This is a genomic window from Bacillus sp. FSL R9-9492 (genome assembly GCF_038007365.1).
GTDB classification, from domain to species: domain Bacteria; phylum Bacillota; class Bacilli; order Bacillales; family Bacillaceae_G; genus Bacillus_A; species Bacillus_A mycoides.
On the sequence record NZ_JBBOXC010000002.1, the window covers coordinates 163879 to 189592 of the forward strand.

Annotated in this window: 22 protein-coding genes, 7 pseudogenes and 1 riboswitch; of the genes and pseudogenes, 19 read left to right on the forward strand and 10 right to left on the reverse strand. The window is 33.0% G+C overall.

The features are described 5' to 3' along the window. The first annotated feature begins 281 nt into the window (after positions 1–281). Positions 282–725: a hypothetical protein gene (locus tag MKY70_RS29165; RefSeq protein WP_017674623.1), complete on the forward strand. Its 444-nt coding sequence runs from the start codon at positions 282–284 to the stop codon at positions 723–725. A gap of 123 nt (positions 726–848) precedes the next feature. Here MKY70_RS29165 and MKY70_RS29170 read toward each other — a convergent pair whose 3' ends face one another. Continuing rightward, positions 849–2042 (reverse strand): IS110 family transposase, encoded by a 1194-nt coding sequence (locus MKY70_RS29170; protein ID WP_016102528.1) that lies wholly within the window; start codon positions 2040–2042, stop codon positions 849–851. Positions 2043–2319: 277 nt separating this feature from the next. Between MKY70_RS29170 and MKY70_RS29175 the strand changes: the two are divergent. Continuing rightward, a pseudogene (locus MKY70_RS29175) lies at positions 2320–4437 on the forward strand (putative mucin/carbohydrate-binding domain-containing protein); the annotation flags it as partial. Between the two features lie 346 nt (positions 4438–4783). Here the strand turns inward: MKY70_RS29175 and MKY70_RS29180 are convergent. Together MKY70_RS29180 and MKY70_RS29185 are read right to left on the reverse strand one after the other, a co-directional pair. Next, positions 4784–5490, reverse strand: a pseudogene (locus MKY70_RS29180) (IS6 family transposase). Between the two features lie 257 nt (positions 5491–5747). Continuing rightward, a complete protein-coding gene (locus MKY70_RS29185; protein WP_002169691.1) occupies positions 5748–6317 on the reverse strand; it encodes a TetR/AcrR family transcriptional regulator in 570 nt (189 codons plus the stop codon). A gap of 411 nt (positions 6318–6728) precedes the next feature. Between MKY70_RS29185 and asnB the strand changes: the two genes are divergently transcribed. Next, positions 6729–8552 (forward strand): asparagine synthase (glutamine-hydrolyzing), encoded by a 1824-nt coding sequence (gene asnB, locus MKY70_RS29190; RefSeq protein ID WP_002169693.1) that lies wholly within the window; start codon positions 6729–6731, stop codon positions 8550–8552. 174 nt (positions 8553–8726) lie between these two features. Here asnB and MKY70_RS29195 read toward each other — a convergent pair whose 3' ends face one another. After that, positions 8727–9215 (reverse strand): DUF6773 family protein, encoded by a 489-nt coding sequence (locus MKY70_RS29195; protein WP_341026638.1) that lies wholly within the window; start codon positions 9213–9215, stop codon positions 8727–8729. A gap of 433 nt (positions 9216–9648) precedes the next feature. Between MKY70_RS29195 and MKY70_RS29200 the strand changes: the two genes are divergently transcribed. Beyond that, positions 9649–10236 carry a hypothetical protein gene (locus tag MKY70_RS29200; protein ID WP_002169694.1) on the forward strand — a complete coding sequence of 196 codons (588 nt, stop codon included), beginning with the start codon at positions 9649–9651 and terminating at the stop codon, positions 10234–10236. A gap of 145 nt (positions 10237–10381) precedes the next feature. Continuing rightward, positions 10382–10576 (forward strand): helix-turn-helix transcriptional regulator, encoded by a 195-nt coding sequence (locus MKY70_RS29205; RefSeq protein ID WP_033713529.1) that lies wholly within the window; start codon positions 10382–10384, stop codon positions 10574–10576. 404 nt (positions 10577–10980) lie between these two features. On the opposite strand, the gene MKY70_RS29210 is transcribed toward MKY70_RS29205, so the two are convergent. After that, on the reverse strand, positions 10981–11856 hold the full coding sequence (locus tag MKY70_RS29210) for a LysR family transcriptional regulator (RefSeq protein ID WP_341026640.1): 876 nt from the start codon (positions 11854–11856) through the stop codon (positions 10981–10983). A gap of 100 nt (positions 11857–11956) precedes the next feature. Here MKY70_RS29210 and MKY70_RS29215 point away from each other — a divergent pair, with 100 nt between their 5' ends. Both MKY70_RS29215 and MKY70_RS29220 read left to right on the forward strand, forming a co-directional pair. Next, positions 11957–13138 (forward strand): MFS transporter, encoded by a 1182-nt coding sequence (locus MKY70_RS29215; protein WP_341026641.1) that lies wholly within the window; start codon positions 11957–11959, stop codon positions 13136–13138. Between the two features lie 110 nt (positions 13139–13248). Beyond that, positions 13249–13599 (forward strand): annotated as a pseudogene (locus MKY70_RS29220) (manganese catalase family protein); the annotation flags it as partial. Positions 13600–14193: 594 nt separating this feature from the next. Here the strand turns inward: MKY70_RS29220 and MKY70_RS29225 are convergent. Together MKY70_RS29225 and MKY70_RS29230 are read right to left on the reverse strand one after the other, a co-directional pair. Next, on the reverse strand, positions 14194–14829 hold the full coding sequence (locus tag MKY70_RS29225) for an HXXEE domain-containing protein (RefSeq protein ID WP_204101005.1): 636 nt from the start codon (positions 14827–14829) through the stop codon (positions 14194–14196). Positions 14830–14846: 17 nt separating this feature from the next. Then, positions 14847–15434 (reverse strand): TetR/AcrR family transcriptional regulator, encoded by a 588-nt coding sequence (locus MKY70_RS29230; RefSeq protein WP_341026642.1) that lies wholly within the window; start codon positions 15432–15434, stop codon positions 14847–14849. Between the two features lie 583 nt (positions 15435–16017). Here MKY70_RS29230 and MKY70_RS29235 point away from each other — a divergent pair. The 3 genes from MKY70_RS29235 to MKY70_RS29245 all read left to right on the forward strand — a co-directional run bounded on the left by MKY70_RS29235 (position 16018) and on the right by MKY70_RS29245 (position 18173). Then, the gene (locus tag MKY70_RS29235; RefSeq protein WP_241139279.1) at positions 16018–16437 is read left to right on the forward strand and encodes a MarR family winged helix-turn-helix transcriptional regulator; all 420 of its coding nucleotides are present in this window, start codon (positions 16018–16020) and stop codon (positions 16435–16437) included. Positions 16438–16448: 11 nt separating this feature from the next. Beyond that, positions 16449–17270 (forward strand): SDR family oxidoreductase, encoded by an 822-nt coding sequence (locus MKY70_RS29240; RefSeq protein WP_341026645.1) that lies wholly within the window; start codon positions 16449–16451, stop codon positions 17268–17270. Positions 17271–17717: 447 nt separating this feature from the next. Then, positions 17718–18173, forward strand: a complete 456-nt coding sequence (locus tag MKY70_RS29245; protein WP_002169702.1) for a TspO/MBR family protein — start codon at positions 17718–17720, stop codon at positions 18171–18173. Between the two features lie 124 nt (positions 18174–18297). On the opposite strand, the pseudogene MKY70_RS29250 reads toward MKY70_RS29245, so the two are convergent. Then, positions 18298–18640, reverse strand: a pseudogene (locus MKY70_RS29250) (carboxymuconolactone decarboxylase family protein). Between the two features lie 218 nt (positions 18641–18858). Here MKY70_RS29250 and MKY70_RS29255 point away from each other — a divergent pair. The 4 genes and pseudogenes from MKY70_RS29255 (at position 18859) to MKY70_RS29270 (ending at position 20833) form a co-directional block, all read left to right on the forward strand. Beyond that, positions 18859–19287: a ferritin-like domain-containing protein gene (locus tag MKY70_RS29255; RefSeq protein WP_341026647.1), complete on the forward strand. Its 429-nt coding sequence runs from the start codon at positions 18859–18861 to the stop codon at positions 19285–19287. A gap of 154 nt (positions 19288–19441) precedes the next feature. Next, the gene (locus MKY70_RS29260; protein WP_001025956.1) at positions 19442–19615 is read left to right on the forward strand and encodes a hypothetical protein; all 174 of its coding nucleotides are present in this window, start codon (positions 19442–19444) and stop codon (positions 19613–19615) included. A 219-nt stretch (positions 19616–19834) separates the two neighbouring features. Next, positions 19835–19936, forward strand: a pseudogene (locus tag MKY70_RS29265) (homing endonuclease associated repeat-containing protein); the annotation flags it as partial. Positions 19937–20494: 558 nt separating this feature from the next. After that, positions 20495–20833, forward strand: coding sequence for a DUF378 domain-containing protein (locus tag MKY70_RS29270; RefSeq protein WP_341026649.1), 339 nt, complete (start codon positions 20495–20497; stop codon positions 20831–20833). 92 nt (positions 20834–20925) lie between these two features. Here the strand turns inward: MKY70_RS29270 and MKY70_RS29275 are convergent, their stop codons facing one another. After that, positions 20926–21090: a DUF4021 family protein gene (locus MKY70_RS29275; RefSeq protein WP_002069111.1), complete on the reverse strand. Its 165-nt coding sequence runs from the start codon at positions 21088–21090 to the stop codon at positions 20926–20928. 340 nt (positions 21091–21430) lie between these two features. On the opposite strand from MKY70_RS29275, the gene MKY70_RS29280 reads away from it, so the two are divergent. The 5 genes and pseudogenes from MKY70_RS29280 to MKY70_RS29300 all read left to right on the forward strand — a co-directional run bounded on the left by MKY70_RS29280 (position 21431) and on the right by MKY70_RS29300 (position 25107). Continuing rightward, positions 21431–21694 (forward strand): transcriptional regulator SplA, encoded by a 264-nt coding sequence (locus MKY70_RS29280; protein WP_002169707.1) that lies wholly within the window; start codon positions 21431–21433, stop codon positions 21692–21694. Next, the gene (splB, locus tag MKY70_RS29285; protein WP_002169708.1) at positions 21691–22716 is read left to right on the forward strand and encodes a spore photoproduct lyase; all 1026 of its coding nucleotides are present in this window, start codon (positions 21691–21693) and stop codon (positions 22714–22716) included. The genes MKY70_RS29280 and splB overlap by 4 nt, the downstream gene beginning before the upstream one ends. A 426-nt stretch (positions 22717–23142) precedes the next feature. After that, positions 23143–23568 (forward strand): MerR family transcriptional regulator, encoded by a 426-nt coding sequence (locus MKY70_RS29290; RefSeq protein WP_234710411.1) that lies wholly within the window; start codon positions 23143–23145, stop codon positions 23566–23568. Continuing rightward, positions 23451–23975 carry a hypothetical protein gene (locus MKY70_RS29295; protein ID WP_341026785.1) on the forward strand — a complete coding sequence of 175 codons (525 nt, stop codon included), beginning with the start codon at positions 23451–23453 and terminating at the stop codon, positions 23973–23975. Before MKY70_RS29290 ends, MKY70_RS29295 begins: the two co-directional genes overlap by 118 nt. A gap of 484 nt (positions 23976–24459) precedes the next feature. Then, a pseudogene (locus tag MKY70_RS29300) lies at positions 24460–25107 on the forward strand (IS6 family transposase). A gap of 178 nt (positions 25108–25285) precedes the next feature. Here the strand turns inward: MKY70_RS29300 and MKY70_RS29305 are convergent. Next, a pseudogene (locus MKY70_RS29305) lies at positions 25286–25363 on the reverse strand (VOC family protein); the annotation flags it as partial. A gap of 161 nt (positions 25364–25524) precedes the next feature. Then, positions 25525–25595: riboswitch (cyclic di-GMP riboswitch) on the forward strand. The last annotated feature ends 119 nt before the right edge of the window (positions 25596–25714 follow it).

Sequence of the window (25714 nt, forward strand, 5' to 3'; positions counted from 1 at the left end):
GACATTCTAAAGAAGCGATAAACCATACAAACAGTAGATACATAAGGTTCTACGTTCATGCCAAAATACGTAGTGCGGTATTGGGCATATAGAAGCTAGGTCGGGGTTAGTTTCTATACGCATACCAATACAGGGTTCGTCATTCCAGCCATAAATGATATTTCCATTTTCTATCCCACTTTCCTTTAAATGTTATAAAATAAAGACAGATGTTGAAGTTTAAACGTGTCTCATCACACTTCAAAATCGCTTATAAAAATATGACATAGGGAGGAACATGTATGAGTCGTAAAGGGTGGATCATTTCCGCTGTTGTTGGACTGTTAATTGCAATTGGTATTGGTTCAACATTTGTCTTTAGTTCGGGAAAAGGGGAAGTAATGGAACTTAGTCCGTTAGAAATGAAGAAGTTCATGAGTGAGGATGGCACAGGTTTTGTTATGCTAACGTCTAACATGAGGCATAGTGAAGATTGGATCTTCCTTGTAAAAAAAATAGCTGAAAAAGAAAAGATTGAAGTAAAAGGTTTAGATGAAAATCGTGACGATATTCCAAGTACAAGTAACCCTCATGATTGGGGATTATCGCAAAGAAGGGATACTCTTGCATATTATGAAAAAGGTAAGGTGAAAAAAGAGATTAAATTTACAATTGATAAACTTTCAGAACTTGAAAAAGAAGTTACCTATTTTGTTCAAAATTGCAAAGAGCAATATCAGAAGTAATCACATAATCATTGAAAGACCAACTATGAAATGTCAAGCGTGAAATACAATATAAATGAAGAGTGTTTACCCTAAAAAAGGGTAACTTAAATAAACCTTGAGAAGTCTCAAAAAATAAAAAAGTTATCTCTGGCATGGGAATGGAGGAATTTTATAGGGTTTATTACTCTTTAGAATGGCATAGACAATATAACACAACTTCCTAGCTACAGCTCCTATACAAACATAATAGTGTTTTCCTTGATTTCGTTTCTTTTCATAAAAAGCTTTTAATACAGGATCATGTTTATAAGCAGTAATAGCCGCTTGAAATAATGCTCTACGTAGATGGGAGGAGCCACGTTTGGACATAGACATACCAGTTGATTCGTATTGACCTGATTGAGAAATAGTGGCATCAATACCGGCGTAAGCCACAAGTTTAGAAGGCTTGTCAAAGCGGTCTATATCCCCAATCTCGCTTAATATGGTGGCACCTAATATAGGACCAATACCCGGAATAGTAGTGATTGGTGTATCTAAGTCACTTAATAGTTGAGACATTTGATTCTCACATTCTCTCAACTGAGTTTCAATAAAGCGGATTTGCTCCATCAACATTTTTAATTGGAATGAGAAAGCATCTTTACAAAAGGTGACACCAAATGAGTTTGAGGCTAATTCCATCAGTTGATTAGCTGTTTTTTTTCCAAGTCGGCAACGACTTGCTTGCTCAATTATTAGTGTCAAATCATCAATAGACAGTCTTTCATAATCGCTAGGAGATGTATATTCAATTAGGAGCTGTGAAGACGTTTTGCCAAAGACATTAGAGAAAATACTTTGATATTCTGGAAAGGTTTGATCTAACACGACAAGCGCCTTGCGTTTTAAATCACTTATATTACGTACAAGAGAATTACGAAACCGGCTTAGTTGTTTTAAAGCGAACATTTTCTCGTCTACGAGTGGAGTTTCAAGGAAGCGGCCAAATCGTATGACATCGGCAATCATAGTGGCGTCAATGGCATCTGTTTTTCTCTTTCTAATTTCTGTCCCCTTTCGCCATGCATTGGTTTGGAGTGGGTTCAGTACAATCACAGAAAAACCATGATCTAGTAGAAAAGAATAGACAGCTATCCAATAGTGACCGGTGGCCTCCATCCCGATTGACAGTTCTGTCGGAGAACTAATGTATTGGTAAAGCCAAGTTAATAAAGCTTGTCCACCTTCTTTATGATTGTGGAAAGGAAATGGCTTGGTAATAGGTTTCCCAGTGGAATCAATGATGGAAGCATAGTGCTTGTGTTTGGCAATATCAATACCTAAGTAGAACATAGTATACACCCCTATTTTGATGATTTTTAGATAGTGTTATCCTCCCCTGAACTAATAAGCGCTACTACCTCGTAAGAGATACGAAGAATGACCAATGGTCATCAACATCCAACTCATTCGTAAACTACTTATTAGACAGAGGTACCAATCTTTCAATCGAATACAAGGATTCAAGGTGGTGATCGGCAACACTCTATCTACAAATATAAGTATCTCATAAAGCTGGATACTCTTGGGTTTATAGGTGAATCCCATTCCTAAAAAACCTAACTTAATCATACGAGGTGGTGACGGGAAGGGCACAACTTTTGTGGATATGGAATATGGATGGTTATTGAACCATGAGGATTTAGTCAATAAAAATATAAAGCTTATGTCTGGACAAAATATAAGCCAACATAGAGCTCATGGTACTTCTGTATTAGGAATTGTTTCATCCGAAGATAATCAAATTGGAAATATTGGAATTGCACCAAAAGCAAATGTAAAAGTAATATCCCAAATTAGGGATAATGGAATTTATAATACAGCGGATGCTATTTTAAGTGCTGTACATAATTTACAAGCAGGGGATATTCTTTTATTAGAGGCACAAGCTTCGTATGATGGGTATGGGGATAAATATTTACCTGTAGAAGTACATCCAGATATTTTTGATGCGATTCGTGTTGGTACAGATAAAGGGATTATTATTATAGAAGCTGGGGCAAATGGTTCAAACGACTTAGATAATTTTAAAGATCGTAATGGAAAAAAGATCTTAAATCGAAATAGTCCAGACTTTAAGGATTCAGGTGCTATTATGGTTGGGGCGGGATCATCAACTGTTCCACATAAACGTTTATGGTTTTCAAATTATGGAAGTCGATTAGATGTATATGGATGGGGAGAAAATGTTGATACAACATCAGCAAATCCAAGTCAAAATACTACAAATTTATATACATCAACATTTAGTGGAACATCAAGTGCTTCACCAATTATTACTGGGGCAGCAACTTCGATTCAAGGTATTGCTAAAGAACATCGAGGTTCTTCTTATACACCAGCCGAATTAAGAAATATCTTAAGTAATCCAAATACAGGAACAAAATCCCAAGATCCGTCGAATGATAGAATAGGTGTCTTACCTGATCTAAAATCTATATTAGATAACTTAGGTTTTAGCTCAGATATACCGAACTCTTCTAATATTTTAGAAGGAAAGCAGTTTGCATGGTCGCTAAAAGGAATTAGTGATTTCGAGTTTGCTAAAATCAATTTCAATAAGTCGACAGAAGAAATGCAAGTTGAATTAAAAGCAGGCATACCACATCATTATTTTAATGAAACATATGCGAGTATTAAAGTACAAAATGCATCAGGGAAAGTAGTATACAATAAAGACATTTATGGAAACAAACAACAAAATGCTGAATCGCAAAAAGTTTCAGTCAAAGTAGGAGATTATATTGAGTTAACACATCTAGAAGGTGTGCATAGAGCTACTCTCACAAATGTCGATAATAGTAAACAAGAGAGCTTTGGAAAAAAAGCAATATACGAAGTTACAAAAGAAGGTCTGAAGAAAGTAGAAAAAATGCCAGAAGGAACAATTTTGGATGGAAATCAATTTGCATGGTCGCTAAAAGGAATCAGTGATTTCGAGTTTGCTAAAATCAATTTCAATAAGTCGACAGAAGAAATGCAAGTTGAATTAAAAGCAGGCATACCGCATCATTATTTTAATGAAACATACGCGAGTATTAAAGTACAAAATGCATCGGGGAAAGTAGTATACAATAAAGACATTTATGGAAACAAACAGCAAAATGCTGAATCACAAAAGGTACCAGTCAAAGTAGGAGATTATATCGAGTTAACACATTTAGAAGGTGTGCATAGAGCTACTTTCACAAATGTCGATAATAGTAAACAAGAGAGCTTTGGAAAAAAAGCAATGTACGAAGTTACAAAAGAAGGTCTGAAGAAAGTAGAGAAAATGCCGGAAACAACAGTTTTAGATGGAAATCAATTTAGCTGGTCTTTAAAAGGATATAATGATCGAGAAATCGCAAAAGTAGAGTATAACAAAGCAACAGAGAAAATGCAGATTAAATTAGAAGCGGGTATACCCCATTCCTATTTTACTAGTACGTATGCAAGCATTAAAGTTCAAAACTCATCGGGCAATATTTTGTACAATAAAGAAATTGTAGGAAATAGACAACAAGCTGCTGAAAGCCAAACCGTTTCAGTCAAAGTAGGGGATTATATTGAGTTTACTCATATAGAGGGAGAAGCACAAAAGGAAAAGACACGTGCCACACTTACTAATCTTGAGAATAGTAAACAGGAATTTGTGGGTAAGAAAAAAACATATCAAGTTACTTCTACGGGATTATTAATAAAATAGATTAAAAAAGAGTTAACTATTGATAATGATGTATGATAAATTCTATAGGCACATTAGATATTTTATATATTTATACCTATTCAAAAAACAAGTTATAGCTAATGTTCTAAGGATTGACACATCTATTTTTGTTTAATCGCGTTATACTTTTCACAAATGAAATGCTACAATATCAAAATCTAGTTTAATGACATACTTCTGTTGCCACAGTCTATAAAAGGTCAATTCCATTGGGGTTGACTTTTTATAGTTTTAGTAGAAAGTTATAAACGTCCATAATTTTGGTTCTGGTGCAAAAATAAAGTAAAAGAGAATAAAGCATATATATTCCTAACGGGATCGTATTTTATGCTACAAGTCCAAACAATTGATGGACGAATTCTTTCTGATTTTGGATAGACTGGTTCCGTAAATTAATCTGTTCTTTTTTAATCATATGCATGGCTTCTACTCCAGAAAGAATGGATGTAGCTGTGTCAAAAGATTTGAGCCCTAGCATAGAACGGATACGCTTCTTTATAAAGCGATGATCTTGTTCTACTATATTATTCAAGTAATTTTGTTGTCTAAGTTGCATACCATCAGGTATGCTTTTTTCTTTTTCAACTGTTCAATTGCTATAGGATAAGCCGGATTCTTATCGACTGTTATCACACGTGGCTTTGAAACATGAAAAGACCGCAAAGCTTTCTTGAAAAAGCGCTTTGCAGCCTTTTGGTCTCTTGTTTTGCTTAGACAAAAATCGATTGTGTTTCCTTTCGAATCAACAGCACGGTACAGGTACATCCATTGCCCTTTAACTTTTATATATGTTTCATCAACTCTCCAAGAGTCATTGGTTTGCTTGAGGTGACGACGAATTCGTTTGTCCAATTCAGGACCATACTGATGAACCCAACGCATAATCGTGGTATGAGAAATAGATAAGCCCCGTTTCTTCATCATTTCCACCAAATCAAGAAAACTGAGGTTATACCGTAGGTACCATCTTACCGTTAACAAAATTAAATCAGGCTGATAATGCTTCCATTTGAATAAATTTTCCTTTTTCATACTGATCACACACCTTTTCTAGAGTAGTAATATCAGTATGTCCAAGTTTTATAGATTTTTTGCACCAGAACCGTCCTGCTTCAAGTAAGTACTTAAGAGCTACTAAAAGGGGGGAGTTCACATATCCTATTCTTATTGCCCACAATTCAATTATCAACACTCTTTTAAAACTAGAATCACACACGTTATCGTTCACTTGGCTAAATTAACATTTTCTATATAAAGTAAATTTTGTTGTTTTTTTTATGTTGGTAAAACTAGTTTTTAAGAAGCATATGCTTTAGTAATTGTAAAAATTCTTTATCGCTTTTCTCACTTTTTATATAATCCTGTTCATAGTCAAAAATCATTCGTACTAACATAAAAGCTGTTAGCGGTAACGGTAGGTTATGCAAAACTCCTTGCTGATAACCTTTTTCAAGTAAATGACTTATCATTTTAATTGCCTCTTCTTCAGATTCTTTAAAACAAGCTGTAATTTCAGGCGAACGGTACTCTTTATATTCTTGAAAGAGTGTAGAGACAAAAGGATCTTGATGGTATTCTGTACTAATATGATGAAGGACCCTTTGTATTCGAAGTAAAACATCTTTTTCTTCTTTATATAAATTAAATAATTGTGAGCGTTTAAGCTGAATATAACGCATATAGCAGTCACGCAATATTTCAGTTTTATCTGTATAATAATAATAAATAGTACCTTTACCAATTTTAGCTTTCTTTGCAATTTCGTCAACCGTTGTGCTACGGACACCACGCGTAGAGAAAAGTATTGTGGCTGATTGAATAATTTTTATCTTTTTATTTTCTTTTTCTAATTTTATCATTGTCTACACCCTATCCTTGAAATATTTAGCGAAGCTGTCTTTAATTAAATTCGCTATCATTCTACTTGTAGCTCCTAATAGAAAATCCCCTATTTGCTTGTTATAGAATATCATATATTATTCCTATGCTACTCACTTAAGTATACCCAGAGTATGCCATGAAGAAATAGAATTTTATACGCTGAAGATAAAAATGAAAGTTTGGAATAGTAATTTTTTAAATTGAATGTTTAGAATTCAGGTGAAAGGAGGTGGAAAATTCTTTTTCGAGTGAATAATTTGATTTTTTATTCAATTCATTTTATTATATAAACATGACTAAAATGTCTTTTTAGTCGGATTTTTTTGTAGGAAATCGACCAATGTTTGGTTTTAGTCGATTTCTATACTATTTGAGAGAAGGTAGACACTATGTGTGGAATTGCAGGATGGATAGACTGGTCTAAAGACCTTTCAGATCAACAAGAAACGTTAAAAAAAATGACAGATGCTATTATTCACCGAGGACCTGATGCAGAGGGGTTTTGGTTTTCAAAACGAGCGGCATTGGGTCATCGACGTCTCATCGTCATTGATCCTGAAGGTGGCCTTCAACCTATGCTGTATAAAGATGGAAATGATACGATTGGCCTTACGTTCAATGGAGAAATCTATAACTATCAAGAATTACGTAAAGAACTTGAGGAGAAAGGTCATGAATTTCTGACTAAGTCAGATACAGAAGTATTACTACACGCTTACTTAGAATGGCAAGAAGATTGTGTTCAACACTTAAATGGAATTTTTGCTTTTGGTATTTGGGATGAAAGGTTTGGAAAATTGATGCTTGGTCGTGATCATCTGGGTGTGAAGCCTTTATTTTTCGCTCAACGTGGAAGTGCAATTCTCTTTGGTTCAGAACTAAAAGTTTTACTTTCGCATCCACTTGTAGAAGCAGAAGTAGATAAAGAAGGACTTTCTGAAATATTTTGTCTTGGGCCAACACGTACTCCTGGTCATGCTATTTTTAAAGACATACATGAAGTGCGTGCTGGTCATTATATGACGTTTACGTCCAACGGTTCGAATACAAAACAGTATTGGAAACTTGAAAGTAAAAGACATATAGATGATATTGATACGACAGTCAAAACAATCCGATCCATTTTACAAGATACGGTTAAACGACAGTTAATTGCTGATAAACCAGTGGTATCTATGCTTTCTGGAGGGCTAGATTCAAGTGGTCTAACAGGTTTAGCAGGAAATGAATTTGGGAATAAAGGGAAACGTCTTCATACATATTCTCTTACCTTCACGAATGATGAAAAAGACTTTGAACAAGATTTCCTTCGTTTTGATCGCGATGAACCTTGGGTGAAACGTGTGGCTGAATATGTTGGAACAAAACACCACTCTATAGAGTTGGGATCAGATAAGTTAATAGAGCATTTATTAGCTCCAATGCGAGCACGTGATCTACCTGGAGTTGGGGAACTAGAAACGTCTCTTTATTTGTTATTTAAGGAAATGAAAAAGGACGCAACAGTCGCGCTCTCAGGAGAATCAGCGGATGAGGTTTTCTCAGGATACCCATGGTTCCATCAAGAACAGTTTTTAGATGCAGAAGTGTTCCCTTGGAGTGTTAACTTATGGTATAGTACAGACATTTTATCAGAAGATCTTAAAGCGAAGATTAGTCCTGAAAAATATCATAAACAAAAATTCCAAGAGGCAGTTAGTGAGATTCCCTTTTTAGAAGGCGAAAATGATCTGCAAATGAAGCAACGTCGAATGTCTTATATGTTTATTACACGTTTCTTGCCATTTATGCTAGAACGTAAAGACCGTACAAGTATGATGAATGGTTTTGAAGTACGAGTTCCGTTTTGTGACTATCGGCTTGTAGAATACTTATGGAATGTCCCATTCGAAATGAAAAGTATAGACAATATTGAAAAAGGTATTTTACGTCGAGCTTTTCAAACTATACTTCCTGAGGATGTATGTTATCGCAAAAAAAGTGCATATCCAAGTACAAAGGATGCTTCTTATTTACAAGGGATTAGTAATTGGATGCTCAATGTGTTGAATGATTCTCAATCACCAATTTTGCCGCTAATTAATGTAGAAAGAGTTCGTACTATTGCAGAAGGAAAAGACAAAGTTATTTCTGGTAATGATGCACGAGGTCTAATAGATTATCTACTTCAAGTTAATAGTTGGCTTCAGGAATATAATATTAAATTAGTATAATGGCTGTAACTTCAAATATAGAGTGTAGATGAATACTCCCCCACCTAAGTATAGACCTGAGGTGGGGGTTTCTTATGTATCGATTTAACGGAACGGAAAGAAATACGCTCAAAAACCAGTTTTAAAACTCATTACGAAAAGCAAAAGGCCCTAACTAAAAAAACACGTTTTATTCTAGCAACTATATATATATTCGATACCAAACACAAACGAAACAACTAGTATGAACTTAATAATGACAAGAAACCATCCCATTAGACTTTGCGGTAATGGATTATGATACGTAATGGAAGTAATACCCCCAAAACAGATAAAGAATGTAAGGGGAAATTTCTCCTTCAATTTTAGGTTCATTTTTTCTTTACTGTCGACTTCTGGCTCATACACACCTGCGAACATACATCTGGTTGAATAAAATACAGCAAAACTGACGACAATACCAAGCGTTGAAGCCCATTCTATAAACGGACGATGTAAAAAGAAACCTCGTATGATGACATCTGTAAGGGCAGTCAAGAGGATGAATACACCCGATTGTGCCCAAATCTTCATTTCAATCTTTTGAATTCGTTCATCTGGATGTGTGGTAAGTGAAAACCAATTTTTTATTTTTCTCCATGTATTCCTCCCGAAATACAACTTTTCATATTGTATTTTGTACATCGCGAAATCTATGAGGACCTTTCAGTGTATTGTTTGCAACTAGGTAAGACGTGCGATGTCAAAATCATCCTTTAATAACCTTATATTCTATATATTTTACATTAAGTCGTGTATAAATTACTTAGCGGTCATTTTTTATACAAATAAGTTTCTAAACTAAACTTTGGGAATGTTCTGCACAAACATTCTCAATTTTTCGGTTATTTGTAATACAAATCTATTTTACATGTAAAGGTTGTGTTTACAAATCAATTAATGAAAGTAAGGTTGGTATCAATTCTTTTCCCGCGGGGAAGGGAGGAAGGCAGAATACACATGGGGATTTTTTCTCTCAACTACAAGTTCTTCATCCTCGCCATATAAAATATGTGGAACCATCCGAGTATTCCTATATAAACTATAAATTGATAAAATTTTACAAATATATAAAAATATGAAAATTAATTATACAATGGATTCGAAACATATACTAATTGGGGAGTGGATGATTTTGAAACGAATCTTTGGTGTACTTTCAACGAGTCTATTAGCTGGTGTCATGGTATTTGGTGTATCCAACATCGAGGCAAAAGCTGCAGAAACGACAGATAAACCCTACAAAGTGGTGGAACCTGGGTTTAATGGAGAACTAACGACAATTGGATTTGATACAAAAACGGATTTCGAGAATCATATTAAAACGCACCCTGTTCCAAAGAATAGCACTATTAAACCGCTAGCAGCAATTTACTCTACTTTCTATCATGATATTAATGCAAGTGGACCAAACTTCACTGTAAACGCAAGTAGAAACCCAGTTGTGGTTACAAACTTCGCAGGCTGGAGTAACGATGCTGTATCGAGTGTACGTACGCATTCGTATGGCGATCACACATTTATTTATGAACATGCAAATGCAGAAGGACGTGCAATTGGTCTTGCGAACACAGGTGCCGTCTATAATTTGACGAATTACAGTATGGGAGACGGAGCTAGAACGTGGAATGATGAAGCATCCTCAACAATTGTAAAATCGAATTAATTGTTCTACAAAAAAAGATGATCCTGAGTGTCAGGGTCATCTTTTTTTGTAGAATTATGTAAAAAGTTTTTGATATATATTACTTAAGTAGATAAACTAATAATGTAAAAGGTTTTTGACAACATTAGGGGTGATGTTTATTTAAATGGAGAATGGAATTCGGATTTTACGTAAAGAGAAAAGGTTTTCCCAAGATGATTTAGCTAAATTATGTCATGTTTCAAGACAAACGATTAATGCGATAGAAAATAATAAATATGATCCTACATTGGAACTTGCTTTTAGTTTGGCGAAAAATCTGGGTGTAACAGTTGATCAATTGTTTATTTATAAAAGCTAGATGAGGAGAAGAAACAAATGAAGAATGGAATTAATATCTTATTTACTAGTTTATTGTTGATTTGAAATAAAGTCGTACCGTTTATAAAAAAGTTTGATCAAAAATCCTGCTTGAAATGTAGGGTTTTTCTTGTTCAATAAACGGGTCATTATATGGAATAAGCAGAATGATCAACCAGAAATAAATGGGCTGAATTTATAATAAGATTAGGTAAGATAGCAGAAATTAAATGTCTTTTTTAAAATATAAAATTGGAGAACTTTTTAAAATACTTTTTTAGAAATGGACTTATTTTGGTTTGAAAGGAAGACGTAAATTTCGATCAAACCAAGTCATCAATCAAAATGGATTCCTATTAAAACACTTATAGTAATTTGAATCTCCAATAATAAATTAGAGCAAAATTATGAAAGACTATAAACCTCGGTTGCTACTTTTAAAAAGGATTGAACTGCCGGGGGTGTGTCCTGTTTTGACATACAAGCTAATGCTATTTTCCTTAAACTTGCTAATTGTAACCTTTTTGTGTAAATATTTGGCTGAGTTTTAAGAAATAGCTCTGAACCAACGGTAACCCCAAGACCTTCATTAACCATGTTTGCAATCGTATTACAATCCTGCACTTCAAAGCGTACATTAGGCTGTACCTTCGCTTTCTTAAAAATTGCCTCTATATATAACTGATACATTCCTTTTGGCATAATCAACGGTTCGTTTTTCAAATCCTTAATTTGAATAAAGTCTTTCCCTAAGAATCTTCCGTTATCCGGGAATGCTACAGCTATTGTATCTTCAATAAGTGGAACGGTATCAAATTCACAATCTAAATCATGTTCAATTATAAATCCGACATCAATTACTCCCGTTTTAAGCCATTCAATAATTTCTTCATAGGATCCTTCAAATAATTTCAATTCAATTTTGGGATATTTCCTATGAAACTTTGAAATAATTTTCGGTAAAAGACATGCTGATGCACTTGTAAAACTTCCAATGCGAATCGTTCCTATTTCTAAATTCGCTTGTAAGGCTATTTCCTGATTAATATGTTCCATTCTGTTTAATATTTCACGGACCTGAATTAAAATTATAGTTCCAATTTCAGTAAGAGCTAAATCTTTTCCTCTTTCTCTGATTAAAAGATTAACTGCCCATTCACTTTCAAGACTAGCGATGGCATGGCTGACAGCCGACTGTGTCATGTGCAGGGCTTTGGCTGCTTTCGTAAAACTGCCAAGCTCGACAACTTTAGAAAAAACTTCGAAACGCGCAATTGTCATGAGTTTTTACTCATCTCCTATATTAAAAATATCAATTTTACTCATGATAACATGTGTTTTAAACTAGGGAAAGAAAAAGAAATTAGTGGGAGATGAATTTATGAATAAATTAATGATATATCTTTTAGCGTTAGGGGCATTCTTAACTGGAACCGCAGAATTTGTTGTTTCTGGTATTATAGAAATTATTGCTAAAGATTTAGATGTTTCAATATCAGCGGCAGGACAATTAATTTCAATATATTCCATTTTCTATGCATTAGGAGCGTTCTTTTTAGTGTTATTAACAGCTAAATGGGATAGAAAAAAGGTTCTTTCAATTTCTTTGTTCATCTTTTTCATTGGAAATCTAATTGCATTTTTAAGTTCCAACTTTATTCTGGCGATGCTATCACGGATTATATTGGCGATGAGTGGCGGATTGTTCACAGTTGTTGCAACAAACTATGCTGCTCACCTAGCATCTCCTGACAAAAAAGGTAAAGCGATGGCCACAGTTACTACAGGTTTTACTATATCACTAGCATTTGGGGTACCTATTGGGACTCTAACTGCTGCGTATATAGACTGGCATTATATTTATCTCATTATTGGAGGATTAACGCTTATAAATTTGCTCTTGTTAAACAGATTAGTTCCCAAATTAGAAGCAGAAAAATCAATTCCACTGAAAAAAAAATTATTGGTAATAAAAGACAAGAAGGTTATAACAGGACTTTTAACAACTGTATTTTGGATATTGGGATATACCTTGGTCTTTGCATATATTTCGCCAATCTTGAGTCAAGGGGCAAATTTTACAATTGAGTTGATTAGTATATCATTATTTGCATTGGGTATTTTTGCTTTTATAGGTACTCAAGTTGGTGGAGTAATGGCAGACAATTGGGGATCGGTTAAAGTCATTACCTGTAGTTTAATCGTTAATGCCATATCTTTATTTTTAATGAGGCCATTTTTAAACTCAACAATTGCTATTTTGCTTATCATTATAATTTGGGCGTTAGCTACTTGGACAACAACACCTGCAATGCATGTTTATATGATTTCATTGAAACCACAGACCTCAGAAATTTTGTTGAGCTTCAATATAACGGTGATGAATATTGGTATGTCCATAGCAGCTGGTATAGGAGGAATGGTAATTAAATACACATCAACTTTAAATCTAAGCTGGATTGGCGGAGTGATGGTTATAATAGCATTGGCATTATCTTATTATTCGTTTGCAATAGATAAAAAACAAAATAAAGAGAAAGAACAAATTTGTATCAATAGTTGACTTTAAAAAACGGGGAGAAGTAACATGAAAAAGTTCTAATTCTTACAATAGATATGTTCTTCCGTGGATTTGCTGCTTATGTAGCGGGTTTTCTTCTCGAAGTTAGTACATCTTATCGTGAAACTCTTGCATTTTTAATTGTACGTGATAATGCACACCAAAATGCTTTCGCAAAAGCATTAGAAACGTTAGGTGTGGAATGGGGAAAACTTTTTCCAGTTCCTAACTATGATATAAATAAATATCCAGAATGTAGAAAATATGTGGAAATGGGATTCCATAATGCTCAATTTAATTTTAGATTGGATCCAACAAGAATGGGAGAAATATTCCAAGGTGAATCACCAAGTAGAAACAAAGGAACTTTAAGTGTAACGGAACCACCACAAGGTTTTCCTGTACCAGAACTTCCTGAAATGCCAAATGAGCATAGCCCTGGATTAAAAGATATGGAGCTTTGAGAATATTATGACCAACCATTTATAAATGGTTGGTCATAAATTTAACTAAAAACCTTTATGTGGATTCGGATAAGCCTACTGAATTTAATACTTTGAAATTAAACTAATGGGTATTAGTTTAATTTCGGTTTTTATTAGAAAAACAAAGAGAACTTGTAGGAATTTCTACAAGTTCTCTTTGAGATAATATAACTACAAGGGCAAAACAAACCATCTTAACAGAAATGACAGGATAAACTACTTAGAAACTGCTTTGACACAGTTATTATATAACAAATATTTCCTTTTAAAGAAAACACCTGTGGAAATTATGTGAATTTTTTAATAAATGAAGATAATGTGTTGTCCCCTATAAGGGGTAGCGTCACATTCCCATCAAGCTAAAGTTTTATAACACCCCAAAAACGAAATTTTTAGGCTTTATTGTGAAAAAAAGATTATTTATTGTTTTGGGGGTGACCTGTTTTCTTAGGTTGATGGCAATGTGGTGCTACCCAAAAATACAAAAATCTCCTTCAAAAAAAGAAAGGAGCCTACGCATCTTCCTTTTGTAATTCACTTGTACTCTCTTCAGCATCCAAAATTCCTTCTGAATCACTTTAATGCATCATTGTACGGACCTAATTGCTTTTTAGAAAAGTAATGATTTGTCTCCTTACTTTTCAGTAACATATTTCCTTTTATAATTAAAAAATAGGTAGCTACTAGAAAATAGATTAGCCCTAATATCCAATCCAAATTTGTAGCTAGATTGTGTAAAAGAACATATCTCATATATGCATAACCAATCGGAACATGTAGTAATACAACCGCACCTAATCCTGGGTTGTATATTGTTTTAGCTTTTATATTCGCAAAAATACCATGCCATATGAATTGAAAAAACCCCATTAAAATAGGTGCCAACCCAAGCCATATTATATTTGGAAAGAAAACCGGAAGTAAATAAAAGGCATACGCAATCAAAATATTTATTACCATAGCAGACTGTGTATTTAATGGATAGCGATCTGGTATATCACTTTTAAATATAACTACATTAAACAGACCAGCAAAATAACCTGGCCAACGATACTCTTCAAATTGATGCACTAAAATGGCCACAAAACTTAACGCTAACAGTACTTTTATTTCACTCATTTCTCCCAAATTCACGACTAAACAAACAGCGACAACTATACCCACAACTAACCCTATATCACACCAATGCTTTCTAAAGAAACTAACCATCTCTATCACCCACTGTCTCAATTTTGATAAAAATAGCGTTCAAATAGGAAATCAATCTGTTTTTCTACAGGCAGTACTCTTATATCTGCCCCTGATTCAAGAATTGGCATCATTAATGCTGGAAGAAAAATGGATCCAAATATTTGCACTGTCATCATCATTAAAATTTCCTGATCCGTTTCATTTGTTATTTCACTCAAAATATTCTTCACTTTACTAAAACCTAGCCTATTCAAAAAATCTCCATATTCGTATTGAGATATAAATACCGTAGTTCCCATTGCAATAATTTTCCTAACTAACTCAGGGTATTGCTGAATTACTAGTACATAATCCAATAAAAATATTTTTAATCTTTCTTTCGCTGGCACTTTAATATCATCTAAAATAGAAAAAGTACCTTGAAAGCTAATTAATAAGACTTTAATCGCCTCACTAATCAACTTTTCTTTTGAGCCAAAATGGTAATTTACAAGCGCGATATTTGTATCTGACAATGCCGCAATTTTTCTTATTGTTACACTTTCGAAACCTTCGTCTTTAATTAACTCCAATGTTGTATTTAAAATCTTTTCTTTCGTTGATATGTTTTCATTTTCCCTCAACTTATCTCCCCCTCTAGAATTTATTAATTAAACAACATTTTAAACGTTGTTTAATTTTATGGTATCACCTTCAATTTTTAAAATCAATTTAATCCTTTCGACATTTCCCTACATTTTTTATGATTTATTCCATACAAAAAAAGAAAATTGTACGTTTAGACTATTTTTCTTTGAAACAAGGGATATTTGGTGCTGTGAATTCGATATTTTTTAAATGTTAACCCGTATATTCCCTTCAACAATAGGAAAAGTAAATAGTTGTTTAAAAAGGTATAGTTATCGGGATTTAATAGTAGTTGTACAGCCTAGGAAAGAACAAAATAAGGAAATTATTCATATCACAAATAGAAGAATCAGATGAACTAAATAGAATTTACCGCGAGGTTAAATCACGTTCTAGCCAAATATATGGGTCAGGGATCGGTTTAGATTTGTAATTTGGTTAAGAAATAGAGTACACTAAAAAATCATGTTTTTAAGGTACATCGAATTTCTTTGAATATACTATATGAGTGTTTGACTTTCAGGATTTTAGTTATTACACTAATCATATAATTAGTACACTAACTAAAAGGAGTTATATATGGACAATTTAGGATATCTATTGCATAAAGTTAGCGTAATGACGAAAACAGAATTATCAAATCAACTAAAAATATATAAGATAACAGCACAGCAATGGTCAGTTTTAAAAGATATATCTCTTCATCCCAATGGAACGACACCGGCCCTGATTGCAGAGAGACTGGTGGCAGACCGACCGACTGTGACAGGAATTATCCAGCGTTTATTGCAAAAAGACTTTATTTTCACAAGACATAATCCTAAAGACAAACGATCGCACCTAATATTCCTAACAGAGAAAACAAGCAAGTTAATAAAAGAAATAGAAAACGTTAGTGATGATGTTATAAAGAGTGCAGTAACAAATATTCCTAAAGATGAAGTAGAAACGACTATCCATGTGTTACAGAATATGATTCAAAATTTAAAAACGAAATAGGGGGCATTGGCATGATTTTAGTAACAGGTGCTACAGGAAATGTAGGGCAAGAAGTTGTAAAAGGGTTAATAGAAAGAAATGCTGAATTTCATATTGCTACTCGTCAAAGAGACAAAGAAGAGATATATTTTGATTTTGAAAATCCCTCATCCTTTAAACCGGCTTTAATTGGGATAACGAAATTATTTCTTCTTCGTCCCCCACATCTTGCTGATGGAAAGAAGTATTTTCAACCGGTGGTTGATGTTGCGAAAGAAGTAGGTGTTCAACATATTGTGTTTCTATCTTTACTAGGTGTAGAAAAGAATCCCATAGTACCACATGCAAAAATAGAAGAAATAATAAAAGATTCAGGAATCACTTATACATTTTTAAGACCGAGCTTTTTTATGCAAAACTTATTATCACAACATGGTGAAGAGTTAAGAAATGAAAAAATAATTGAGGTACCAGCAGGAAGAGGAAGAACGAGTTTTATTGATGTGCGAGATATAGGGGAAGTAGCTGCAAAAGTATTAACAGAAACTGGTCACGAATTCAAATCGTACGCTTTAACAGGGAGTAAAGCATTGACGTATTATGAAGTTGCTGAAATTATTTCAAAGGAAACGAACGAACAAATAACCTATACGAATCCTGGTATATGGAAATTCAGAAAAAAGATGATTCAAAAAGGAATCAAACCTGATTTTATCATGGTGATGATTGGTATATATACAACAGCTAAATTAGGATTAGCCAAAAGAGTTACGCCAGACTTGTTAGAATTACTAGATAAAAGTCCAATTACCATGGAAGAGTTCGTTCATGATTATAGAGAGCAAATCATTTGAAATCGTAAGAGCTGGGATGAAGTCTTATGGTAAGTTGAAATATGTTATGTATTAAACATTACAAAGGATATATACAAAAAATAACTCATTGTACGAATCCAAAAAGATTTTCGTCTATTTTATAACCAAGTTATATCCGAGTATAGAATGATTGTAATAATGAGTGAAAACTACTATATCCCTTCCATTTATTTTATTTTTATTAATGTGTATAGTTTTTATTAATAGTAAGGAATATGATGGGAACTTACCTGATAGATATAATTAATTAATGGAATGAAAGTCGCTAGTCTATATACTAGTGATCTATTGAATAATCTAAGAATTTTAATCTAAAACGAGCATAATATAAGTAAAAATCCTAATAACTTTCTGTAAAAAGGAAAGAGTGCAAAATATAATACGATCTCTAATAACAGAAATATATTTAGCAAAAAGGAGGAAGTCATGAAGAAATTTAGTATCCTAGTTTTTTTCATCACATATGGATTATTTTACTTGTCGAGTATCTTGTTCCCTGTAGATCGTAGTTGGTACAATTCCTTAGACAAACCATCTTGGACACCTTCTGGTATAACAATTGGAATCATTTGGGCAGTATTATACGGATTAATTGCTCTATCTATTACATTTATCTACAATAAGTATAACTTTAAGCCCAAATTATTTTGGAGTTTATTTGTTCTAAATTATATTTTAAATCAGGCTTTTAGCTTTTTTCAGTTTCACCAAAAAGATTTATTTTTAGCAACGATAGATTGTCTGTTAGTGGCTGTTACTGCATTTCTTCTTATCATTTATTCATTCCGCTTATCTAAAGTAGCTGGATGGCTTCTAATCCCTTATCTGTTATGGACTACCTTTGCTACATACTTATCTTGGGCAATTTATAGTATGAATTAAGGATAAAAACAAAAAACTTGAGTATACTTCACACACGCTCAAGTTTTTTGTTTTTATTTATTGTGTAAAGATAGCAACACATCAAATCGAGAAATATATTCCTCAATTCATAATGATATTCCTATTACTGCTGTAACTCTTGTATACACTCTTGTACAAGAGTTACTGCCTGACTCATAGTAGCACCACCACCAAATGCAGCTGTCACTCCCACCGTCTCAAAGATCTCCTGTTCTGAAGCTCCTTGATCTAGGATAAATGATACAATATTCATCCTGAGAATAAAGGCTAATACCTAAAGCAATTAACTGTTTTTGTTTTTTTGATAAGGTGCCCTCTTTAAAGCATTCCTCTGTAAAGGAATTAAATTGTTCGGCTAGTTTAGGCATCTTCTCAGTAAATAAACCTAAACCATACTTATAATGAAGAAGTGCAGATTCTGTAGAATTTCTACCTTCAAATTCCATATTTAATCCAGCTCCATTTCTCATATTTTTTAAACAAAAGTTAGTATGAGCCTAATGGGAATTGATTAAACAAAAATGATATTTATATCAAGGTGAGTGAAAGAGGAGCGAAGATTTAGAGGTATAATATAACAGGAAATTAACTGATAGTATTGCACACACGATATGGATAATCCATCGACTTCTGTAAAAGGATAACGTAAAAAGGAAGTGATGATATGGATAAACAGAGTGTTGTCAATACATTAAATGCCTTTCTAAAAGGGCAGTACATGGGTATTCATGCCTATGAGCATTATATAGAAAAGTTAAAAGATCCAGAAATAAAAAAGGAATTTCAAAGAATACAACAAGATCACAAACAACATGCCTTAAAGGTAGCAGAAAGAATACAAAATCTTGGAGGAGTGCCGGTTGATAAAGAAGGAATCGTTGGGTCTGTTCAAGGTTTGATAAGTCAATTTACAGTACCAGATACAACAGAAGGAATTGTAAGTAGCGCGTTAAAGGGCGAAGGCTATTATGGTGTTCAAATATCAGAAGAAATTGTACAAGGTGATTTAGATCCAGCAAGTCATATGCTAATACATGATATTTTAGATAAAGATAGGGAACATGTAAATGTATTAAAAAAACTTACGCATTAACATTTTTAGTTACGCTGTATCATAATTAAAAGAAGATATTTAAAATAACTCCACATATTTTCACAAGACAGGCAAATACTAATACTTGTTTTAGTACTTTAATTCCAAAGTATTAAAGCAGGATTACTAACTGCGATACTAGGAGGACGTTACTATGAATATTCGTGAAGGATTAATTCCTACTACATTAGGTACAGCAGTTACAGCTGCGGGTTATGCCTTGAAGCAAACTCGTGGATCTAATAAGATGATTGCAAATACAGTATTTGGATTTGGTTTAGCTCACGTTGTTTTAGGTGTAATTGATCTTGTGGAACATCGTCGTTAGAAGAAAAGGCAAGCACATTTTGATGCTTGCCTTTTTAATATCGTCAGTATTTATTATTTTTTTTTATTTTTTTGAAAATAATCCATAAATTAAGAACAAATTAAATGATTAAATGTATTATGTCGATAAGGTGGTTACAAGGTAAATATGTATACAAGAAGGATTTTGCTATCTAGGTTAAAAGAATGGGTTCATTCCTATTAAAAGTTACCAACTGCCAAAGAAATATTAAAAGATTCCAATATGCCTGCTTTATCTACTTATATAAGACATTTTGAAAATTGGAATGAGTCTTTAAGACAAGCAGGATTTCAATCTTGAAAAAAGTTAAGTGAAGAAATAAAACAAAGCAGGCGGTTCAATAAACCGCCTGCTTTGCCCACTTGTTATGAAACGTTAGCCATTTATATGAGCCTTTTAAAGGCTCAGGTGTAGTATAAACATACTGTTGTATATTATACGAAATAAAAGAAGCAAGTTGTGTGAGAAAAGATTAGTTTATGTAACATCAAAAAGCCTTTGTAGAAAAAAATAATAAATTGAGTATGTATTAGATATTTTGTGTATGAAACCATTGTTAATTTCTAATAATAAGATTGAATCCTAGCAACTAACAGGATAGCTAATAAGATGCAGAAAGTACAAATAGGGTTAATTATTGCAGTACTGATAACCGCAATACCATGCAGTCTTATCGCAGTATTAAATAATAAAAACATTAAAATGTTAGTCAAAGTTTATATTATGGTACTGGAATGTATTTATGTTGAATTATGAGCTATCACTTTGATTGGAAATCAAAGCTAACGATTCAAGCAGGAATACAGTGTATTCCTGTACATAGTTTTAAAAGTTGAGACTGAAGGAGGTGTTATATGAATGAGAACTATACAGCGAATTGCCTTAGCTTTAGTTATTATTGGTGCTATTAATTGGGGGCTAATTGGTTTCTTTAAGTTTGATTTAGTAGGAACAATATTTGGTGGACAAAATGCCTTTTTAGCAAGAGTAATCTTTGCTCTTGTTGGAATAAGTGGGTTAATGTGCTTAACACAGTTGTTTCAACCAATGAAGGATGCGAATCAAGAGATGAATCGTAAAGAATATGGAAAACCTAATTATAGTACTGAATTTGGTAAGGAAACAGATATAGTAGATTTAACAGAGAATTCGAGGGGTGCGTATAAGAACAAACAAAATACATGGGATAAAGAGTAATAAAATACAAGGGAACTTTGATTTCCCTTGTTTTTTATTACAATTGAAATATGTATGGAAAATAAAAGTAATATTGAAATACTAAGTATTTTTCAAATTTCCTTTTTTTGATGTTCTTTGTCTTCAATATCAGTTTCTGGCATTCCATACAGTCCATTCATGGCTTGTTCTACTGGTTGAAGTCCAATTTGTGTAGTATTTGATTTTAAGTTTTTAGAATTACTACTCTCTTCTTTTTTCGAATGTGAAAAATTCATTTTTATAACCTCCAAACATTAAAGTTTTAAAAAATTAAAAGCATATGAAAAGAGTATGGCAGATAAAGATATGTATTATCTGCCAATTGAACGAACAATTAATTTAGCTATATAAGTAATAGCTAATAGATAGTATGTCATCTTTTCTATAAAATATGTAAGATGGTTGTTTTTGCCGATCCCTCGAAAAGGGGGATCGGCAAAAACACCTTTATATAAATTTAGTTAATTCCATCTATTTTTTCCATAATAAAGAAGGCATAATTATACGCACTAAAGGAAAAATTTTAGTAATGAATAACATTGCTCAGTGGATTCTATAAAAAGAAAAGGTGATGGAATGAAATTGTCTAACGAAAGTAAAACTTATTATGCTGGAGATATTGTCTATGTTTTTTACCGAAACCCCCACACACAAGATGTAGCCAATATACAAGCAGCAGCAGTTGTTAATAACCCTGAGAAGCCAAATGAACTAGCATTATTTCTTTATGAAAATTATTATCCACTAACAAATGAAATGGCTGTTTATTCTACTGAAGAAGAAGCAAATCAAGCTTACACCTACTATTATGGGGATATTTCAGAGGGGATGTTAGAATGAAACCATTTATGCCTAAGCTTGTATACTTTGAACCTAAAGCATTAGATTATCCGTTAGGGAAAGAGCTTTATGAAAAATTTTCAAAAATGGATGTTGAAATTCGGCATACTACTTCTCATAATCAAGTGAGAGACCTGCCAGGCGAAAACGATTTTCAAAAGTATAGAGTAGCAAAGTCTACTCTTGTTGTTGGTGTTAGAAAAACACTGAAATTTGATACTTCAAAGCCTTCAGCAGAATATGCTATTCCTTTTGCAACAGGCTGTATGGGCCATTGTCATTATTGCTATTTACAAACAACCATGGGAAGTAAGCCATATATCCGTACCTATGTAAATGTCGATGAAATTCTAGAAGCTGCTGACAAATATATGGAGGATCGCGCGCCTGAATTAACAAGGTTTGAAGCTTCCTGTACATCAGATATTGTAGGAATTGATCATCTAACTCATACTCTTAAGCGAGCGATTGAACATTTTGGAGCCTCGGAATATGGGAAATTACGATTCGTGACGAAATTTCACCATGTGGATCACTTGCTTGATGCAAAACATAATGGAAAAACAAGATTTCGGTTTAGTGTAAACGCCGATTATGTTATTAAAAACTTTGAGCCTGGGACCTCTCCGTTGGCTAAACGAATTGAAGCAGCAGGAAAAATAGCTAGAGCAGGATATCCGCTAGGATTCATCGTAGCTCCTATTTATCTACATGAAGGTTGGCAGGACGGGTACTATCATATGTTTGAACGCCTTGATGCTGAATTACCCCTCGATGTAAGGGATGATATTACATTTGAATTTATTCAACATCGTTTTACAAAGCCTGCTAAGAGGGTAATTGAAAAAAACTACCCTATGACCAAATTAGAATTAGATGAAGAAAGAAGAAGATATAAATGGGGGAAATATGGAATTGGAAAATATATTTATCAAAAAGAAGAAGAGGAGGATATAAAAAATCACCTTTATTCTTATATGAAAAAGTTTTTCCCAAATGCAAAATTGGAATATTTCACATAATAGGCCTCACCATACATGCCCGTCAACTTAAGAAAAATAAATGCCCCCAAAACGAAAAAATGAGCTGACTTCTCAGAGGAACTATCTCTAGAGAAAGAAAATTTATGTTTAGGGGGTACCGCCCCATCGCTATCAAGCTAATAAAAAGAAATACCCTCAAAATGAAAAAAATACGTTATTCTTTCTGTAGAATCATAGGAAAGGATGGCGTTTTTGTATGTCTATTTCTGTATCTGATGAATTACAACTATTTGCTCAAGAGATTCAAAGTTTTTGACCGTATTTCTTTGAGTTTTGTTAAAACTAAATAGAGTTCCTTAAACGATCATTTTTGGTTAAAAAGAATTTCTTTTTATTTATTGACTATGAAGTAACCACATAGTTTATAGTATGAATTTTATTCCTTATAGGCAGCAATATAATTAGATGGATAGCTATAAGTTAACTAAAAGTGATGTAATTAAGATTTTTAATACAACGAAAGAAACACTTCGATTCTATGAAGAAAAAGGATTAATCCGGCCAAAGGTAGGTAAAAATAACTATAGACTTTATGGAAATGAAGACCTACAGAGAATTAGCCAAATCTTCTTTTGTAAAGGTATAGGTTTTTCAATTGAAGAAATTGATTTAGTAATAAATAAGAGAAATATTATAAACAATATAAATATCTTACAGAACAAAAAAATGATATTGAAACTGAAATTTATCGATTTATGGAAGTGCAAAAGAAAATTACTAGGCTCCTCGATCTCCTTCAAAATAGAAGTAGAAACTTCAATGAAATTCAGAGTGTCTATTTTGAGGAAAGAAAATATTATCACATCAAAGGAGAAAATTTTAATAGTGTAAAATCCTTTTTTGATAAATCCCGTTCTATTTTTAAGCAAGGTGAATTTTTTCAAGAACAATTTATAACAATGTGTCCTATTAAGAATTTATTCAATGATGATCTGGGACTTTCAGTTTATTATCCTGTTTTGAATGATACAGAGATAGAGCATGTTGATATTCTTAGTATACCTGCAGGTAATTATCTTTGTGTTGATTACGTATGTATAGAAGAGCATATGGATGAAGTACGACGTCAAATATATACAAATATTACAGACTATATAGTGAGAAATGGTTTACAGTTTAGATCATGTAATGTAATTGAAACAGATTTACATGAATTGAATCTGTTTTATCCAGAAGGACAGATAATTATGAATATGCAAATTCCTGTTGAAGAAAAATCGAAACACCAAATGAAATGAGCATTTATTTATGCAACACAATTTACAAGGAAGGCGTAAAAATCGGCCCTTTTATCAAAGTGTGCTTAGTATGATTTTTTTACGAAGTGCTGGTAGTCCACTTATTATAAAATCATAGAATCTCTTTAAGTTAATACAAACTAAAGCCAATTTCCTTAACTTACAGGAAACTGGCTTTTTCTTTGTTGAAATTTGCTTAGCGTATATTTTCGTTAAAATGTTGTTGGTACGCCTATAAGGGATAGAAACTCGAAAATAATAATTCGATTATAAATATATATCACTATATGTAATGCTGCATATGTTATAGACATATTATGCTGAAATATGGAACAATTGGAATTGTTATTTATATAAAATAAAATTATTAGGAATTATATGGTTCTTTTGAAAGGTTTTTGAAACTGAGTTAAACTTTTGCAAAACAGATTAAGGAGAATCATAAATCGGATATTTTAAGGGGAAACAATTCAGGTAGGATACTATTTTAGTAGCAGTCGACTACTACTGTCGTTTTTCTTTAAGTTATCGAGATGTATCTGAAATTTTAAAAGAATGTTGTGGGTCGGTCCATCCCACAACCATCATGCGATGGGTTCATGAATATGGAAATCTCATTTATCAGATTTGGAAAAAGAAAAATAAATCTGCGTAACTATCTTGGCATCTGGATGAAACCTATATCAAAGTTAAAGGGATATGGCGTTACCTATATCGTGCAATTGATAAGGAAGGGTATACATTGGATATTCAACTTTGTAAAAAACGGGATCATCAGGCTGCATATGCCTTTATGAAAAGGTTAGTAAAAATATTTGGAGAACCAACGGTTCTAACAACAGACAAAGCAACGGAATTACTTTGTGCATTCAAAAAATTAAATGAAGAAGGCTTTTATAAATATACTGCTCATTGTACAGTCAAGCATTTGAATAATATCATAGAACAGGACCATAAACATGTGAAACGCCGCTTTGTCAAATCCACAGGATTTCAAAACCTTCAGCATGCTTCACGTACAATCAAGGAAATCGAAACCGTTCATGCTGTATATAAGAAAAACAGGAGTTTTACATCAGACTCCTGTCTTTCGACGTGCAGTGAATTACAAAAACTATTTATAATTGCATAATAGTTAGTGAAAAATACCTCATTTAATTTGATGTTAAAAAACTTTGCAACAGAACCGGCATGATTATAGGGGAGCATCATACATGCCCATCAACTTAAACAATTATTTGTTCCCAAAAATGAACTGAATTAACTAGTTTCTTCCAATCTGCAAATGAATACTTATCTGTAATATGGTTTCATTCATTAGGAACTTCAACATAACATATTAATTCTAAACTGTTACCATCTGGGTCTTTGAAGTATACGGGAGCATTGTATTACTTTGGTGTAGACGGATAAAAGGGTTCTGGTGCAGAAAATTTAAAGTGACTGAAATAGTCTTTCAAACTTGGATATACTGATACTATTACTCTATAAAAGGTGTGTGATTAGTATAGAAAAGGAAAATTTATTTAAATGGAAACTGAAAATGAAATTCGATAAAGGCAAAATTAGTGAAAGCTATAGGGACTAAGGTGCATTGCACTATGTCAGCCAGTTGCGAAAGGTTAGGAAACTACCAAATTATATTCATTTTGGCTGTTTAATTCCTTATGCCTTTAGGCGTGGGAAGAATTATATATAAAGGAGAATCATGCAGCAGTCAAAGGTCAAAAACAAAAAAG

Coding starts and splice junctions, on each gene's coding strand:
- MKY70_RS29165 (WP_017674623.1), top strand. CDS start 282: ATGAGTCGTAAAGGGTGGATCATTTCCGCTGTTGTTGGACTGTTAATT.
- MKY70_RS29170 (WP_016102528.1), bottom strand. CDS start 2,042: ATGTTCTACTTAGGTATTGATATTGCCAAACACAAGCACTATGCTTCC.
- MKY70_RS29185 (WP_002169691.1), bottom strand. CDS start 6,317: ATGATAAAATTAGAAAAAGAAAATAAAAAGATAAAAATTATTCAATCA.
- asnB (WP_002169693.1), top strand. CDS start 6,729: ATGTGTGGAATTGCAGGATGGATAGACTGGTCTAAAGACCTTTCAGAT.
- MKY70_RS29195 (WP_341026638.1), bottom strand. CDS start 9,215: ATGTACAAAATACAATATGAAAAGTTGTATTTCGGGAGGAATACATGG.
- MKY70_RS29200 (WP_002169694.1), top strand. CDS start 9,649: ATGAAAATTAATTATACAATGGATTCGAAACATATACTAATTGGGGAG.
- MKY70_RS29205 (WP_033713529.1), top strand. CDS start 10,382: ATGGAGAATGGAATTCGGATTTTACGTAAAGAGAAAAGGTTTTCCCAA.
- MKY70_RS29210 (WP_341026640.1), bottom strand. CDS start 11,856: ATGACAATTGCGCGTTTCGAAGTTTTTTCTAAAGTTGTCGAGCTTGGC.
- MKY70_RS29215 (WP_341026641.1), top strand. CDS start 11,957: ATGAATAAATTAATGATATATCTTTTAGCGTTAGGGGCATTCTTAACT.
- MKY70_RS29225 (WP_204101005.1), bottom strand. CDS start 14,829: ATGGTTAGTTTCTTTAGAAAGCATTGGTGTGATATAGGGTTAGTTGTG.
- MKY70_RS29235 (WP_241139279.1), top strand. CDS start 16,018: ATGGACAATTTAGGATATCTATTGCATAAAGTTAGCGTAATGACGAAA.
- MKY70_RS29240 (WP_341026645.1), top strand. CDS start 16,449: ATGATTTTAGTAACAGGTGCTACAGGAAATGTAGGGCAAGAAGTTGTA.
- MKY70_RS29245 (WP_002169702.1), top strand. CDS start 17,718: ATGAAGAAATTTAGTATCCTAGTTTTTTTCATCACATATGGATTATTT.
- MKY70_RS29255 (WP_341026647.1), top strand. CDS start 18,859: ATGGATAAACAGAGTGTTGTCAATACATTAAATGCCTTTCTAAAAGGG.
- MKY70_RS29260 (WP_001025956.1), top strand. CDS start 19,442: ATGAATATTCGTGAAGGATTAATTCCTACTACATTAGGTACAGCAGTT.
- MKY70_RS29270 (WP_341026649.1), top strand. CDS start 20,495: ATGAGAACTATACAGCGAATTGCCTTAGCTTTAGTTATTATTGGTGCT.
- MKY70_RS29275 (WP_002069111.1), bottom strand. CDS start 21,090: ATGAATTTTTCACATTCGAAAAAAGAAGAGAGTAGTAATTCTAAAAAC.
- MKY70_RS29280 (WP_002169707.1), top strand. CDS start 21,431: ATGAAATTGTCTAACGAAAGTAAAACTTATTATGCTGGAGATATTGTC.
- splB (WP_002169708.1), top strand. CDS start 21,691: ATGAAACCATTTATGCCTAAGCTTGTATACTTTGAACCTAAAGCATTA.
- MKY70_RS29290 (WP_234710411.1), top strand. CDS start 23,143: ATGGATAGCTATAAGTTAACTAAAAGTGATGTAATTAAGATTTTTAAT.